Origin of the sequence: Flavobacterium sp., assembly GCF_044357305.1 — a bacterium.
Classification (GTDB): Bacteria; Bacteroidota; Bacteroidia; order Flavobacteriales; family Flavobacteriaceae; genus Flavobacterium.
The window spans coordinates 42,537-58,889 of sequence record NZ_JBIKPS010000020.1 but is presented as its reverse complement, the minus strand read 5'-3'; the positions used below and the strand labels follow the sequence as shown (position 1 = coordinate 58,889).

The 16,353-nt window shown below is 34.0% G+C and carries 10 protein-coding genes; 9 read left to right on the top strand and 1 reads right to left on the bottom strand.

Annotation, left to right across the window (positions count from 1 at the left end; all coding sequences use genetic code 11):
- A partial coding sequence (locus ACIQ2J_RS11620; protein WP_396169939.1) for a beta strand repeat-containing protein occupies positions 1 to 2,297 on the bottom strand: 2,297 nt, incomplete at its 3' end.
- A 701-nt stretch (positions 2,298 to 2,998) separates the two neighbouring features.
- On the opposite strand from ACIQ2J_RS11620, the gene ACIQ2J_RS11615 reads away from it, so the two are divergent.
- The 9 genes from ACIQ2J_RS11615 (at position 2,999) to ACIQ2J_RS11575 (ending at position 16,282) form a co-directional block, all read left to right on the top strand.
- Positions 2,999 to 4,042, top strand: coding sequence for a PfkB family carbohydrate kinase (locus tag ACIQ2J_RS11615; protein ID WP_396169937.1), 1,044 nt, complete (start codon positions 2,999 to 3,001; stop codon positions 4,040 to 4,042).
- A 5-nt stretch (positions 4,043 to 4,047) separates the two neighbouring features.
- On the top strand, positions 4,048 to 4,497 hold the full coding sequence (locus tag ACIQ2J_RS11610; RefSeq protein ID WP_396169935.1) for a YhcH/YjgK/YiaL family protein: 450 nt from the start codon (positions 4,048 to 4,050) through the stop codon (positions 4,495 to 4,497).
- A 3-nt stretch (positions 4,498 to 4,500) separates the two neighbouring features.
- A complete protein-coding gene (locus ACIQ2J_RS11605; RefSeq protein WP_396169933.1) occupies positions 4,501 to 5,163 on the top strand; it encodes a bifunctional 4-hydroxy-2-oxoglutarate aldolase/2-dehydro-3-deoxy-phosphogluconate aldolase in 663 nt (220 codons plus the stop codon).
- Between the two features lie 93 nt (positions 5,164 to 5,256).
- Complete coding sequence (locus tag ACIQ2J_RS11600; protein WP_396169931.1) at positions 5,257 to 6,081, top strand: SDR family oxidoreductase; 825 nt, start codon at positions 5,257 to 5,259, stop codon at positions 6,079 to 6,081.
- Positions 6,082 to 6,113: 32 nt separating this feature from the next.
- The gene (gene uxuA / locus ACIQ2J_RS11595) at positions 6,114 to 7,274 is read left to right on the top strand and encodes a mannonate dehydratase (protein ID WP_396169928.1); all 1,161 of its coding nucleotides are present in this window, start codon (positions 6,114 to 6,116) and stop codon (positions 7,272 to 7,274) included.
- A 9-nt stretch (positions 7,275 to 7,283) separates the two neighbouring features.
- Complete coding sequence (gene uxaC, locus ACIQ2J_RS11590) at positions 7,284 to 8,699, top strand: glucuronate isomerase (RefSeq protein ID WP_396169926.1); 1,416 nt, start codon at positions 7,284 to 7,286, stop codon at positions 8,697 to 8,699.
- Between the two features lie 258 nt (positions 8,700 to 8,957).
- On the top strand, positions 8,958 to 10,322 hold the full coding sequence (locus ACIQ2J_RS11585) for an MFS transporter (protein WP_396169943.1): 1,365 nt from the start codon (positions 8,958 to 8,960) through the stop codon (positions 10,320 to 10,322).
- A gap of 106 nt (positions 10,323 to 10,428) precedes the next feature.
- The gene (locus ACIQ2J_RS11580) at positions 10,429 to 12,105 is read left to right on the top strand and encodes a hypothetical protein (protein WP_396169924.1); all 1,677 of its coding nucleotides are present in this window, start codon (positions 10,429 to 10,431) and stop codon (positions 12,103 to 12,105) included.
- Between the two features lie 79 nt (positions 12,106 to 12,184).
- On the top strand, positions 12,185 to 16,282 hold the full coding sequence (locus ACIQ2J_RS11575) for a two-component regulator propeller domain-containing protein (protein WP_396169922.1): 4,098 nt from the start codon (positions 12,185 to 12,187) through the stop codon (positions 16,280 to 16,282).
- The last annotated feature ends 71 nt before the right edge of the window (positions 16,283 to 16,353 follow it).

Sequence of the window (16,353 nt, the reverse complement as noted above, 5' to 3'; positions counted from 1 at the left end):
GCATCTGGTTGGGTAATAGTTACATCAGCAGTAGTAGTACAGTTATTAAAATCTGTAATTGTGAAAGTATAAGTTCCAGCGGTTAAACCTACTGTTGAAGGTGAAATTGTGTAAGGAGCTGTCCCGCCTGTTGGAGTAACAGTTACGTCCGTTGTTCCTCCGTTACAAGATATAGAGTCTGAGGTTGCAGTTGCAGTTAAAGCATCAGGTTCCGTAATAGTTACGTTTGCAGTAGTAGTACAGTTATTAAAGTCTGTAATTGTGAAAGTAAAAGTTCCAGCGCTCAAGCCTACTGTTGAAGGTGCTATTGTGTAAGGAGCTGTCCCGCCTGCAGGAGTTACAGATGCATCTGTTGTTCCTCCGTAACAAGCAATAATTCCTGCGGTTGCAGTTGCAGTTAATGTGTCTGGTTGCGTAATAGTTACGTTTGCAGTTGTAGTACAGTTATTAAAATCGGTAATTGTGAAAGTATGACTTCCAGCAGTTAAACCTATTGTTGAAGGTGTTATTGTGTAAGGAGCTGTTCCGCCTGCTGGAGTTACAGTCGCGTCTGTAGTACCGCCGTAACAAGCAATTGTTCCTGCAGTTGCAGTTGCAGTTAACGCATCTGGTTGTGTAATAGTTACGTCTGCAGTAGTAGTACAATAGTTAAAATCTGTAATTGTGAAAGTATAAGTTCCAGGGGCTAAACCTATTGTTGAAGGAGTAATTGTGTAAGGAATTGTTCCTCCTATAGGGGTTACAGTTACATCTGTTGTTCCTCCATTACAAGCAATAGAGTCTGCGGTAGCCGTTGCAGTTAACGCATCTGGTTGGGTAATAGTTACATCAGCAGTAGTAGTACAGTTATTAAAATCTGTAATTGTGAAAGAATAAGTTCCAGCAGTCAAACCTATTGTTGAAGGAGAAATTGTGTAAGGAGCTGTTCCACCTACTGGAGATACTGTAACGTCTGTTGTTCCTCCATTACAAGCAATAACTCCTGCTGCTGCGGTTGCGGTTAATACAGCTGGTTGAGAAATTGTTCCAGTTGCTGTAGATGTACATCCTTTAAAATCGGTTACCGTATAAGAATACGCTCCAGCTGCATGAGTGAATGTATTAGTTCCAGTGTAAGGAGTAGTTCCGCCAGTTGCAGTTACTACTACTGAAGAGCTACCACCATTACATAATATTGTTGATGGTGTAGCAGAAGCTACTAGTGCAGTTGGTTGTGTTATCGTTCCTGAAGCTATAGAAGTACATCCTTTAGTATCGGTTACAGTATAAGAATATGCGCCAGCAATATTAGGAAACGAACCTGTTCCAGTATAAGGAGCAGTTCCACCTGTTGCAGTTACCACTACGGTAGAGTTACCTCCATAACATGAAATTACAGTTGGTGCTCCTGATGCTACTAAAAGTGTAGGAGCAGCAATAATAACTCCTGTTGCAGTTACATTACTACAAATAGAGTTAGAAATAACAATAGTATGCGAACCAGCTGTTAAACCAGTAACAGTAAATGCGCCGCTACTAGTTAAAGTTGCGTTTTGAGAAGTCCCGCCATCTACTGTATATGTGATATCCAATATTGAAGGTATTGTTGACATGGTTATTGTAGAACTACCATCAATTCCTCCAAAACAAGATACTGCAGTACTTGCTGTTTGACTAGCTGCGTTAGCACAAGCATTTAAGGTAATAGGGTAAGGAGAGTTAGTTGCATTGTTACTAACTAAAGTTCCTGATGTTGTAGATGACAATCCTGTTGAATTAGAATTTCCATTACAATAAACAGTAGCAACCATTTGAGTATATCCACCCTGAACCAAGTATTGCTGAGTTAACGTACCAGCAAAATTTGCGGTCCATGGTAAAGAACTAGTAAATCTAAAACGAGCAAATTTTAATGGGGTAGATGTAAGATTAACAGTATTACCACTTGCTAATGACACAGGAGTATTTTGCCATTTTAATTGTTTTGTAGCCAGAGTATGTACTGCTTGGTTTGATGCAATGGGAGTAAAATTAGGAAAATTCAATGCTGTTGGCTGATCAATACATGTTAAAGTTCCTGTTGCTCCAGTTGGCAGCATGCCAGCGTTGTAATTTACCCCACCTGCTAATGATGCTAATCTTAAAGTTGTAGTTCCTGTATTAGCAATATAAACATCAAACTCTAAAGTTGTAGTAGTTGGATTAGTAATGTTCTGTAAAGTTATAGTTACCTTATTTCCAGCACAAACTTGAGAATACCCTTTACTTGCTAACAATAGAAACAATAAAGCTAACAATCCTAGTTTTAGATTCTTCATGATATTAATTTAATAAATAGATTTAGATTACAAACTTAAATAAAAAATATTACAAATGAATTATTAAAATTTAACTTATTTAAAAATAAATATTTTTTCTTCATTAATTGTATAAATATTGTAATCCTATTTTCAAAGCAATTTTCTTATTTTTAATTGTTATTGTGTGAAATGTTTTAATCAAATAGTTATATTATTAACTATTTCGGAATTGTTATGTTTTTGTAGTTTTTATTGCTGTAAACCTTATGTTTTTTAATTTTTACTCAAATTTTTATCATAGCTATGGCTTTTGTTTTTTTATGACAAATTATATATAGCATACGAAAGCTTATTAAAGTTTCACCAAACCTCTTTACTTATAGAAGATTTGTACCATAGTGACTTCCTGAAGTTACATCCTAATAGAGGTAAGATTTATAGTGACCTCCCGAAACTCCATAGCCATTTAATAATTTGTGTAAACTAATAACCTATTTAAGGTTAAATCAAACTCACTTTTCTATTAATCACAACCATTCGAAATATTTTATGTTTATAACAAATTCTCTTTTTTAAGACTTTTTTTTAAAAATAATTAAATAAAATCAAATTATAATATTTTTTATATAGATTTGCAATTCCGTGCACGTACACGATTAATGATTTTGTTAGTATCTAAAGTATAAAACCAATTATAATTAATATAAAAAACTTTAAAAATGTCTAAAAAAGTAGTAACATTTGGTGAGATAATGTTAAGATTAGCACCACAAGGATTTTTAAGATTTTCACAAGCAGACAACTTTGATGTTGTATATGGGGGAGGAGAATCTAACGTAGCAGTTTCCTTAGCAAATTATGGTATTCCAGTTGATTTTGTAACTCGTTTACCAAAAAATGATATTGGAGAATGCGCCATGATGGAAATGCGTAAAAGAGGTGTTGGCGTAGATAAAATTGTTTGGGGTGGTGATCGTTTAGGAATTTATTTTCTAGAAACTGGTGCTGTAAGTAGAGGAAGTAAAGTTGTTTATGATAGATCCCATTCTTCCATGTCGGATATACAACCTGGAATGGTAAATTGGGAAGAAGTTTTTCAAGGAGTGGAGTGGTTCCATTGGACGGGTATAACACCAGCAATCTCACAAAGTTCTGCAGATGCTTGTCTGGAGGCCGTTAAGGTGGCTAGCAAATTAGGCGTTACTATTTCAACCGATTTAAATTACCGTGCCAAATTATGGAAATTCGGCGGAGACCGTGAGGCGATTATGACCGAATTGACTTCGTATTGCGATGTGATTTTAGGAAATGAAGAAGATGCCGAAATGCACTTTGGTATCAAACCAGAAGGAGCAGCTGTGCAAACCCATGGGCACGATGTAAAAGCAGAAGCCTTTTTATCGGTTTGCCAACAAATGATGAAAAAATTCCCAAGAGCCAAAAAAGTAATTACCACTTTAAGAGGTTCTATTTCTGCATCCCACAATACTTGGGCTGGAGTTTTATACGATGGAAAAGAAATGCTACAAACCCGTCAATATCAAATTACCGATATCGTAGACCGAGTTGGTGGTGGCGATTCTTTTATGGGAGGTTTAATCTACGGATTATTAACCTACCCAGATAACGATCAAAACGCCTTAGACTTTGCTGTTGCTGCATCTTGCTTGAAGCACACCATTAAAGGTGACGCCAATTTAGTTACTGTTGATGAGGTTAACAAACTTATGGGAGGCGATGCTTCTGGTAGAGTTGCAAGATAATTAACATGGTAATAGATACATTAAATAACGCCCATAAATACTATAATTTACATCCTTCGTTTGCAAAAGCATTTGCGTTTTTAAATCAAAATGATTTGGCAAATCTTGCCGAAGGCGTTTCAGAAACTCCCGATGGCATGAAGTTGATTGTCAATACGGCAAATGGTAAAACCGAAGAAGCGAGTCTAGCCAAATTTGAATGCCACGATCAAAACATCGACATTCAAGTTTGCGTAAAAGGCCTAGAAACCTATGGATGGAAACCAAGAGAAAAGTGCAAAACGCAAAATGGTGCTTACAATCCAGATAAAGACGTGCGTTTTTATAGCGATGCACCCGACATGTTTTTCCAATTAACGGACGGACAATTTGCTATTTTCTTTCCAGAAGATGTGCACGCCCCAATGATTGGCGTAGGCGAAATAAAAAAAGTAGTAATTAAAGTTAAAATATAAATTATGAATACTATCCAAAAAGTATCGGATGCCATAGTTGCCCAAGGAATGCTTCCTTTGTATTTCAATGCTGATGAAACGGTAACTATAGAAGTATTAAGAGCCATTTACAGAGCCGGAATTAAAGCCGTAGAATATACCAGTCGAGGCGAATCGGCATTGCATAATTTCACTAAAATGGTACAAGTTAGAAATGAAGAAATGCCCGATTTATTACTCGGAATTGGAACCATAAAAAACTTGCAACAAGCCGAAGAATATTTTGCCGTAGGTGCTGATTTTTTCATCAGCCCAGGATTTGTTCCAGAAGTTGCTGCATTTTTAAAAAGTAAAGGAGTTTTATACAGCCCAGGTTGCATGACGCCAACTGAAATAATAACCGCCGAAAATGCTGGAATTTACTTTATAAAACTATTCCCAGGAAACATGCTAGGACCAGAATTTTTAAGCGGAATAAAAGATATTTTTCCAAAGTTATTATTCATGCCAACAGGAGGTGTAGATACCACCAAAGAAAACATTGGTGGCTGGTTCAAAGCAGGAGTTTCTGCTGTAGGAATGGGAAGCAAATTAATCAGCAAACAATTGATGGCCGATAAAGATTATGCTACCATAGAATCGGAAACAAAAACAGTTTTGGCTTTAATTCAATCCATAAAAAATTAAAAGATGAAACGCCCATGACGGAAGTTTTTCCATTACATAGGCACATGATTTAAGGCGTTCCATCTTCCATTAAAAAACAAATAAAATATACAGATGAAAACAGTAGTTATAACAGGAGCAGGAGGAGTTTTGTGTGGTACCTTAGCAAAAGCATTGGCTAAACAAGGCTACCAAATAGCACTTTTGGACTTAAAAAAAGAAGCCGCAGATGCTATTGCTAACGAAATTAATGCAGCCGGTGGTAAAGCAATTGGCGTTGCTGCCAATGTTTTAGAAAGAGATTCGTTGGAAGCAGCCAAAAAAGAAGTCAATGAAAAATTGGGTGCTTGCGATATTTTGGTAAACGGTGCCGGCGGAAACCATCCATTAGGAACCACATCCAATCCATTTTTATTGGAAGAAGACTTGCTAAATACCACCGAAGGGTTCAAAACTTTTTTTGATTTGGATGCCGAAGGGATAAAATTCGTTTTCAATTTAAATTTTATTGGAACTTTATTGCCAACACAAGTTTTTTCAAAAGACATGATAGGTAAAAAAGGCTGCAGTATTTTGAATATTTCTTCCATGAATGCCTTTACACCTTTAACCAAAATACCAGCATACAGTGGCGCAAAAGCCGCAGTATCCAACTTTACGCAATGGTTGGCAGTTCATTTTTCAAAAGTGGGAATTCGTGTGAATGCTTTGGCTCCCGGATTTTTCTTAACCGATCAAAACCGTGCTTTATTAACAACTCCAGATGGTGCATTGACACCAAGAGGCAACAGCATTATTGATCAAACTCCAATGGGAAGATTTGGAGAACCAGAAGATTTAATCAGCACCACGCTTTATTTATGCGATGACGCATCCTCATTTGTAACCGGTGTGGTTATTCCTATTGATGGAGGTTTTAGCGCTTTTAGCGGAGTTTAAAAAATATAGTACTAATATTAGATACATAAGTTATGGAACAAACATGGAGATGGTACGGACCAAATGATCCTGTAAAATTATCAGACGCTAGACAAGCCGGTGCAACCGGAATTGTAACTGCCTTACACCATATTAAAAATGGTCAAGTGTGGGAAGTAGACGAAATCATGAAAAGAAAAAACGAAGTGGAAGCCGCAGGATTGACTTTTTCGGTTGTAGAAAGTATTCCAGTTCATGAAGACATCAAAAAACAATCGGGAGATTATTTAAAATACATAGAAAACTACAAGCAAAGCATCAAAAACTTAGCGGCATGTGGCGTTAACATTGTGTGTTATAATTTCATGCCTGTTTTAGATTGGTCTAGAACCGATTTATCGTATGAAATGCCCGATGGATCCAAAGCATTGCGATTTGACATCAATGAATTTGCTGCTTTTGAATTGTTTATCCTAAAAAGACCCGGAGCAGAAACTACGTACACCGAAGCGCAAAAAGCAAAAGCAAAAGCAACTTTTGAGAAGTTAACCGATGCCGATAAAATAAAATTACAACAAAACATCATTGCTGGTTTACCAGGTGCCGAAGAATCGTATACTGTTGAAGATTTCTTAAAAGTGCTTCAAGGTTATGATAGCATTGATGCTGCTCGATTGAAAGAAAATTTATACTATTTCTTGCGTGAAATCATACCAGTTGCCGAAAGTGTTGGTGTGTTAATGGCTATCCATCCAGACGATCCTCCTTATCCAATTTTAGGATTGCCAAGAGTGGTAAGTACTGAGGCTGATTTGATTCAATTACTAAATGCTATTGATTCTCCGTCTAACGGATTTACAATGTGTACGGGATCTTATGGAGTTATTGCCGAAAATGATTTACCCGGAATTGTAGATCGTCATGGCGATAAAATGAATTTTATTCATTTACGAAGTACCCAACGCGATGCCGAAGGAAATTTCTATGAAGCCAACCATTTAGAAGGCGATGTAGATATGTACGAAGTAGTAAAATCGATACTAAAAAAACAAAAAGAAACCAAAAGAATCATTCCAATGCGACCAGATCACGGGCATCAAATGCTAGACGATTTGAATAAAAAAACCAATCCGGGTTATTCTGGAATTGGCCGTTTAAGAGGTCTTGCGGAGTTGCGTGGTTTGGAAATGGGAATTGAAAAAAGTCTTTTTTAAAACTAATTTATGTCGGATAAAATATTTATTACGGAAGATTTTTTGTTACACAGTGAAGCGGCAAGAACGCTGTACCACGATTTTGCAAAAAAGCAACCCATCTTTGATTACCACTGCCATTTATCACCAAAAGATATTGCAGAAGATAGACAATTTGAAAATCTAGCGCAGATTTGGATTGATGGCGATCATTATAAATACAGAGCCATGCGTGCCAATGGTGTGGACGAAAAGTTCATTACAGGAAACGCTTCTGATTATGAAAAGTTTACCAAATGGGCAGAAACGGTTCCGTATACGTTACGAAATCCTTTGTACCATTGGACCCATTTAGAGTTGAAAAACTATTTTGGAATCACCACTTTATTAGATGCCGATTCTGCCGAAAGTATTTACAACCAAGGTTCGGAATTATTAAAAAAGCCCGAATACAGCGTTAAGAATTTACTTCGCAAAATGAATGTGAAAGTGGTAGGAACTACCGATGATCCTACGGATGATTTACAGTACCACAAAAAAATAAAAGAAGACAATTTCGAAATAGCCGTTTTGCCTTCCTTCCGTCCGGATAAAGCATCCGAAATGGAGAAAGGGCAAGCCTTTATAGATTGGATTCTGAAATTAGAAAAAACAGTTGGCTATCCCGTTACGAATTTTCCAAGTTTAATAAAAGCACTTCAAGAGCGTCACGATTACTTCCACGAAATGGGTTGCCGTATTTCCGATCATGGTCATTCTAATTTCTATGGAGAGGAATACACTTCTACAGAAGTAAACTCCATATTTGAAAAAGCATTAAAAGGGGAAGCAGTTTCTGTTTTGGAAATCAATAAATACAAATCGGCAGTATTATTTGAATTGGCTTTGATGAATAATGCCAAATCTTGGGCGCAACAATTTCATGTTGGAGCAATACGAAATAACAATGCCAAAATGCTACAAGATATAGGTCCCGACCAAGGATTTGATTCGCTTGGCGATTTGAATATGGCGGATAACATGAGCAAATTCTTTGGACGATTAAGCCAATGTAATGGTCTAGCCAAAACCATTGTTTATAATTTGAATCCAAGAGATAGCGAAATGTTTGCTGCAATGGCGGCCAATTTTAATGACGGAAAAATTGCTGGCAAAATGCAATATGGCGCCGCTTGGTGGTTTTTAGACCAAAAAGACGGCATGGAAAAACAATTAAATGTACTTTCCAACTTTGGTTTATTAAGCCGATTTGTTGGAATGGTAACCGATTCTAGAAGTTTTCTTTCTTTTCCGAGACACGAATATTTTAGACGTATTTTATGCAATGTGTTAGGAGACGAAATGGAAAAAGGCGAATTGCCAAATAACACAAAACATATTGGAGCCATGGTGGAAGCAATTTGTTATAAAAATGCCGAAACCTATTTTGATATCAACAAACAATAAAATTGTACAAGTTTAAAAGAAATACAATGTTGTTCGATAATACGGATAGTATACGTTGATAAGCCACGTAAATAGTATGAAAATATAGAATCAACTTAATTCTCGCAAAGGCGCAGAGCCGCTAAAGATTTAGTTATAAACTGCGCCTTCGCGCCTTTGCGAGACAAAATATTAAATATTTTATTGGACCAACAAACTTTTTAATTTCAACCTAAACAACCAACCTAAATAACCAAACCTAAACTTATTATGAAAGAAATGAATCAATCTGTAGGGAAATACCGCTGGACCATTTGTGGTTTACTTTTCTTTGCTACAACCGTAAATTACCTAGACCGTCAAGTATTAAGTTTATTAGCACCTAAGTTATCCGAAGAATTTAATTGGTCGAATAGTGATTATGCAAATATTACAGCAGTATTCCAATTTATTTACGCTATTTCAATGCTTTTTGCAGGAAGAATAATAGATAAATTAGGAACTAAAAAAGGATACATTTTAGCAATTACAGTATGGTCCTTAGGCGCAATTATGCATGCCTATTCGTTGCCTGTTGGAACTGCATTTTCAACCTTTATGGTTTGGATAGGAGTAGGAGCAGTACCCGTTTCTATTGCGGGATTTATGTTGTCTAGAGCCGTTTTAGGTTTTGGAGAATCTGGAAATTTTCCTGCAGCAATAAAGGCTGTGGCCGAATATTTCCCGAAAAAAGAACGATCTCTAGCCACCGGAATTTTTAATTCAGGATCCAATGTTGGTGCAATTTTAGCCCCTTTAACGGTGCCTATTATTGCAGAATTATATGGCTGGGAATTTGCTTTTATCTTAGTAGGAGTAATTGGTTTTATTTGGATAATTTTTTGGGTTATTTTTTATGAAGTGCCATCCAAACAAAAAAGATTATCCAAAGCCGAATTTGATTATATAAATTCAGATGAAACGGAAGTAATTGAAATCGTTTCCGAGACCAAAGAAGAAAAAGTAGCTTGGTTTAAATTATTAGGATACAAGCAAACTTGGGCTTTTGTATTTGGAAAATTCATGACCGATGGAATTTGGTGGTTCTTTTTGTTTTGGTTACCAAAATACCTTGAGGCACAATTTGATATGAAAGGAACCGACATTGTACTTCCATTAGCGGTACTTTATAGTATGACTATGGTGGGTAGTATTTTTGGAGGATGGTTCCCAATGTATTTTATTAATAAAGGATATACTGCTTATGATGGCCGACTTAAAGCCATGTTTTTCATTGCGTTATTTCCGTTAGTAGTAGTATTAGCGCAACCACTAGGTCATTATACTTTTTGGATTCCTGTTATTTTAATAGGAGTAGGAGCCTCTGCACACCAAGCGTGGTCAGCCAATATTTTCACCACGGTATCCGACATGTTTCCCAAAAAAGCAATCGGTTCTATAATTGGAATTGGTGGAATGGCTGGTGGAATAGGCGGCGTATTAGTTTCCAAATTAGGCGGTTATTTATTTGATTACTACGAAGGTTTAGGACATATTCAAACAGGTTATACCATTATGTTTGTTTTATGTGCGGTTGCCTATTTAATTGCCTGGTCTGTAATAAAATTACTAGTACCTAAATACAGTCCGATTACCGATTTATAACTATTAATAATAAATTATTTTAAAAATCTATTTCACTTTCCAACCATTGTGAAATAGGTTTTTTTAAAAATAGCCCTTTGATAATTTCACTTTTATTCTATCCTAAATGAATTCAATCTCCAAAATAAACCCTTTAAAACCAATAAAAAAATGTTGCGTTTTATTTTCAATTTGCATTAATATAGCCGTTTCATTTGCACAAGAAACACCAAAAATAATTAGTAACAAAGAAGTTTCTTCGCAAAATTTCTTACCTGATTTTAGTTATGCGGGGTACCATTTTGGAACTAGTGAACTACCTGTAATTAAAGAAAAAATTATTTTAGCTGCTGATTTTGGAGTTATTGCTAATGATGATTTAGACGATTCTAAAGCATTACTAAAAGCATTCAAAGCGGCAAATGAAGTTCTAGGAAACGTTGTTTTGCAATTACCAGCAGGGAAAATAATACTTAGTGACATTTTGTATATTGAACGCAGTAATTTTGTTTTACGAGGTGCTGGTTCTGGAAAAGAAGGAACAGAAATTTTTTGTCCGCGGCCACTTATGTATGTAAAAAACCAAGAATCATTAGCGGAATTAAGAGAATATTTAACCACGACAGATAAACGACAAGTTGAAAAAGAGAATAATATTGATTTGCCATTTTCTCAATTTGCCTGGTCGGGAGGATTTATTTGGACACAAGTCCCGAAACAACGGGTTAAATACTATTTAGATAAATACGATACTCCTCAAAATATTCTAGCAAAAGTTGTGCAAGGAAAAAGAGGTGAAAATGTATTTTATATTTCGGATAGTAACGGCTTAAAAGTTGGAGATGTAGTAGAATTGGATCTCTTTAATAAAGATGGCGAAAATGGCGAAATAATTGAAGCATTGTATAAAAATTCAAAAGTAAAAATTGGTTCTTCCCATTGGAAACTTCCCTCTTTGCCTATAGTTCGTCAACAAGTTGAAATAGAAGCAATATCAAAAAATAAAGTTACTATTAAAACACCTTTGCTTATTGATATTAAACTAAATTACCAAGCTTTATTGGTAGAATGGAATCACTTAACCGAAGTTGGTATTGAACATTTACGAATGTCTTTCCCAGATGCTCCTCGTGTAGCACACCATTTGGAACCAGGATTTAATGGAATTTTTCTTACCCGAATTTTCAATAGTTGGGTTAAAGATGTTACCATTAACAATGCGGATAGCGGTATTTTAACCGAAGAAATTGCCAATGTTACCATTAAAGATATTGTTACCGAAGGAAAAAATATTGCACATTACACCGTTGCTATGGGTGGCGTTCATAATGTATTGGTCGAAAATTTAAAGGTTTACAATAAAGCGGTGCATCCATTAAGTTTCAATACTTTTTCTACTAAAAATGTATATGAAAATTGTGAGATTTTTACCGATCCCGATTTAGACCAACATGCAGGTGCTAACCATCAAAATTTATTTGACAATATCAAAGTGCATTTTGAAGCCAATACAGATAATACCTACCCACTTTTTGCAGGTGGAGGTGCCAGTTATTGGAAACCATCCCATGGCGCTTATTCTACATTTTGGAATATTACCGTTGCTGTTTCAGGCAATAATCTCAACCTGCCTATTGAACTTAACGGAATGGAGGAAGGTCCATTTGCTAGAATAATAGGAATTAACGGAAACAGAAATTTTACTGCAAAATATGGCCCAGACGCGTATATTGAGTTTATTAATCAGTCAATGGCTAAGATCCCTTCATTATACAATTACCAATTAAAAAAACGTTTCAAATAATTTTCTTTGTTTATTAATGGTTAATGTATTAATTTCACAAGGTGAATAAATAAGCTAATTATTTTTCATAAAATAAAATATGAAAAACCTACTATTCTTTTATATTTTTATTTTTTTTTCTGTAAGTTCTTTCTCCCAATCTAACCTATACAGATTAAAAAATATTACAACTGCTAATGGACTTTCCCAAAGTTCTGTTATTGCAATCTATCAAGATTTTCCGGGGCAAATGTGGTTTGCAACTCGGGATGGGCTTAATAAATACGATGGAAGTAGTATTAAAGTTTTTCGTAATGATCCAAAAGACACTTTATCCATTTGTAATAATGACATTCTTTCAATAGAAGGCGATAAATCAGGGAATATATGGGTGGGAACTTATAACGGGTTAAATTGTTATAATCCCAGCACTAATATTTTTAAACATTATTTTCATGGTAATGGTAAAAATACCTTAACCAATAATACCATTTGGGATATTAAAGAAATTAAAAATGAAATTTGGATAGCAACCGCAGGAGGGATATCCATTTTTAATAAAACTACTCAGAAATTTACGACGGTTTCTCATAATTCAAAAAACAATACCAGTTTACCTAACAACTTTGTATTAAATATTTTCCAAACTAAAAAAGGAGTAATTTGGGTTGGAACTTCCAAAGGTTTATGCCAATTAGTAAATCGAAAAGGAAATTCATTCGAGTTCAAGCAGTATTACACTGCTAATAATGAAAGTGTTTACGTTCAAGATATTAAGGAAGATAAGTCAGGGAATTTGTGGGTGGCTACTAAAGCAAATGGGCTTTTAAAACTAAATACAATTTTGAATAAATTACTTCCGTTTTCAATAAATCAAAACCAAATGGATGCGGACGTAAGATCATTAGATTTTGACAAAAAAGGGGTTGCTTGGGTTGGATCTTATAATGGAATTAGTACAATTCAAACCAATGGATTTATTAGTAAAGTATACAATAGCCCAGAGAAAAAGACAAGTTTTGGGAAAATTAAAACTGTTTTCACCGATAAAAAAGGTTCTGTGTGGATTGGCTCTTATTACAACGGAATTAGTTTTTGGGATGAATCCAATAATAATTTCAATAATTTAAATCAAAATTCAGGATTAAACGCACTGAGTTATGATGTAGTAAGTTCATTAGCTGCTGATGCTAATAAAAATATTTATATTGGAACAGAAGGAGGCGGAATTACTGTTTTTGACAGTAAAACAGCAACGACAACAAAGATAAATTCATTATCCTCAATTGGTGTTTCTGTAGATAATATTAAATCCTTATGTCTATCTAATACAGGCATTCTTTGGATAGGAACTTTTACAGAAGGCTTGGCAGCTTACGACATCCATTCTAAAAGATTTGTAAATGAAAATATCGCTCCTGATTTGAAAAATATACTAAAAGAATCGGGTGTTTATGTTATAACAAAAGGAAGAAAAAACGGCATTTTTTGGTTAGGTACATTTGGAAAAGGTTTAATACGATATGATAGCACAAATAAAACCTATCAAATAATTGGTAATGATAATTATTCGGATAATTTTTTAACTAATAACAGAGTTAGAACGTTGTTAATTGATAAAAATGAAAATTTATGGATAGGTACACAAAGCGGATTGAATGTTATAAATTTGAATGATTTTGACAATAAGGTGTATCATATTAAACATTACTTTTTTGATAATAAATTACTTTCGGGAGACGATATATTGTCTATATTTCAAGATAAAAAAGGTAAAATATGGATTGGAACTAAGGCAAAAGGGCTATATGAATTTAATGGGACCAATTTTAATAAAATAAATATTAAAAAAGAGGATTCGGATGTAACTGCAATTCATTCCATCTCCCAAGACGATAATAATAATTTATGGATAAGCTCTAATTATGGTATTATAAAATATAATTTATTAAATAAATCTAGTTTTATTTACGATCAAAAAGATGGTTTAATTAGTAACGAGTTTAATGACAATGCCTTTTTGCAAATAGGTTATAATAAATTTTATTATGGCGGACCATCGGGAATAACTTATTTTGATACTAAAAAACTCCCAATCAATAAATACACTCCCCAGGTTATATTAACCGATTTTAAAATTGCTAACAAATCTATAAATGTTGCTAATGACAATGAAATATTAGAAAAATCCATTGCATTTACAAACTCCCTTACTTTAAGTTATGATAAAGCTAATTTCACTATAACTTTTGCAATTCCTAACTTTATCAATCCTACAAATAATAAATATAAATATAGATTAGTAGGTTTGGATAACCAATGGATTACCACTTCCAATACAGAAGCTACATTCACGATTCAAAATTCTGGAACTTATGTTTTTGAGGTTAAAGGAGCTAATAATGACGGCGTTTGGAATGCCGAACCAACTACTTTAGAAATAGTTGTACAACCAGCACCATGGAAAAGTTGGTGGGCACTTTCTTTATTTACAATTTTATTATGTGTTTCCCTTTATGGTTTAATTTGGATTATAAAATCCAAAGAAAAGCTTCGCCAAGATTTATTTTTAGAATACAGAGAAAGCGAAAGAAATAAAGAAGATAATAGTGCAAAGCTGCAATTTTTTACTAATATCTCTCATGAGTTTAGAACGCCATTGACCTTAATTTTAGGACCTTTACAGCAAATACTTTTAAATTATAATGGTCCTAATGCCATGTATAAAAAATTATTGGTAATTGAAAGTAGTGCTAATCATTTATTGAAATTAATAAATAGATTGATGGATTTTAGAAAATTTGAAAATAACCAATTTATATTAGAAACAGCCGAAGGAAATATTGTAAAATACATCAAAGAAATCTTTTTGTCGTTTACCGAATTTGCCAAAGATGGCGATTATAAATATACTTTTGAATCTTCGGATGAGGAAATATTAGTTTATTTTGACCGTTTTAAATTAGAACGTGTTTTTTATAATTTAATATCCAATGCTTTTAGATATACTCCAAAAGGAGGTGAAATTATAGTAAAAATAAGAAATGAAGTTGGCCAAGTAATTATAGAAGTAGAAGACACAGGTATTGGTATTGCAAAAGAACATGTAGATAAAATATTTGATTTGTTTTTTGAAATTCCAGCGCACAACAATGAGCAAATAAATTATAATAAAGGCACCGGCATTGGATTGTCTATTGTAAAAAATATCATAAATCTTCATAAAGGAACTATTACGGTTGAAAATAAAACAACTAAAGGGGTTGTGTTTAAAGTAAAAATGCTTCTAGGAAGAAACCATCTTTTAGACAAAGAAATTTTAAAAGACTTTAAGATAAGTGATGATCTTGAACAATATACCTCTCAATTAAATCCTGCTGAAATTGTTCAAGAAGACGACATAAATGATTTAGAAAATACCGAAGATAAATTAACTGTTTTAATAGTAGAAGACCATAAAGTTTTACGGTCCTTTATGAAGAATCTTCTTAAAGAAGAATACAATGTTATTACTGCAGAAAATGGAGCAATTGGACTTAAAAAAGCATTAAAATTTCTGCCAGACCTTATTGTGAGTGATGTAATTATGCCCGAAATGGTAGGTACAGAGCTGTGTTCCAAAATTAAAGAAAACATTAAAACTAGCCATATACCGGTAATATTACTTACTTCTAGATCTTCCTTAATTTATAAAATAGAAGGTTTAGAAAGTGGGGCAGATGACTACATCAGTAAACCATTTAATTTAGTAGAATTTAAATTGCGAATTAAAAATCTACTTATTTCCAAACAACGATTAAAAACTAAATTTTCTTCCGAAGATAGTTTTACGCCAAGTGAAATTGTTGTTTCTTCATTAGATGAACAGTTGTTGAAAAAAGCTTTTAAAATTGTAGAGGAAAACATTGCAAACGAACAATTTGATATTCCGTTTTTCTGTTCCGAATTAGGCGTAAGTAGAACGATGCTTTTTACTAAAATTAAAGCATGGACCAATTTCACTCCGAATGAATTTATACATGAAATTCGAATGAAAAGAGCGGCTCAATTATTGGAACAAAACAAGATAAATATCTCCCAAATTAGCTATAAAGTAGGGTTTAATAATCCTAAATACTTTAGTAAATGCTTCCAAAAGAAGTTTGGCGAAACACCTACACAATACTTAAGTAAATTTTCGGACGACTCTAAATCCTAATGTTTTTGGGTTCTTTTTTTATGTATTTGGATTTTTGAATACCCTATTTTGGATTATTAAAATCTTTACTA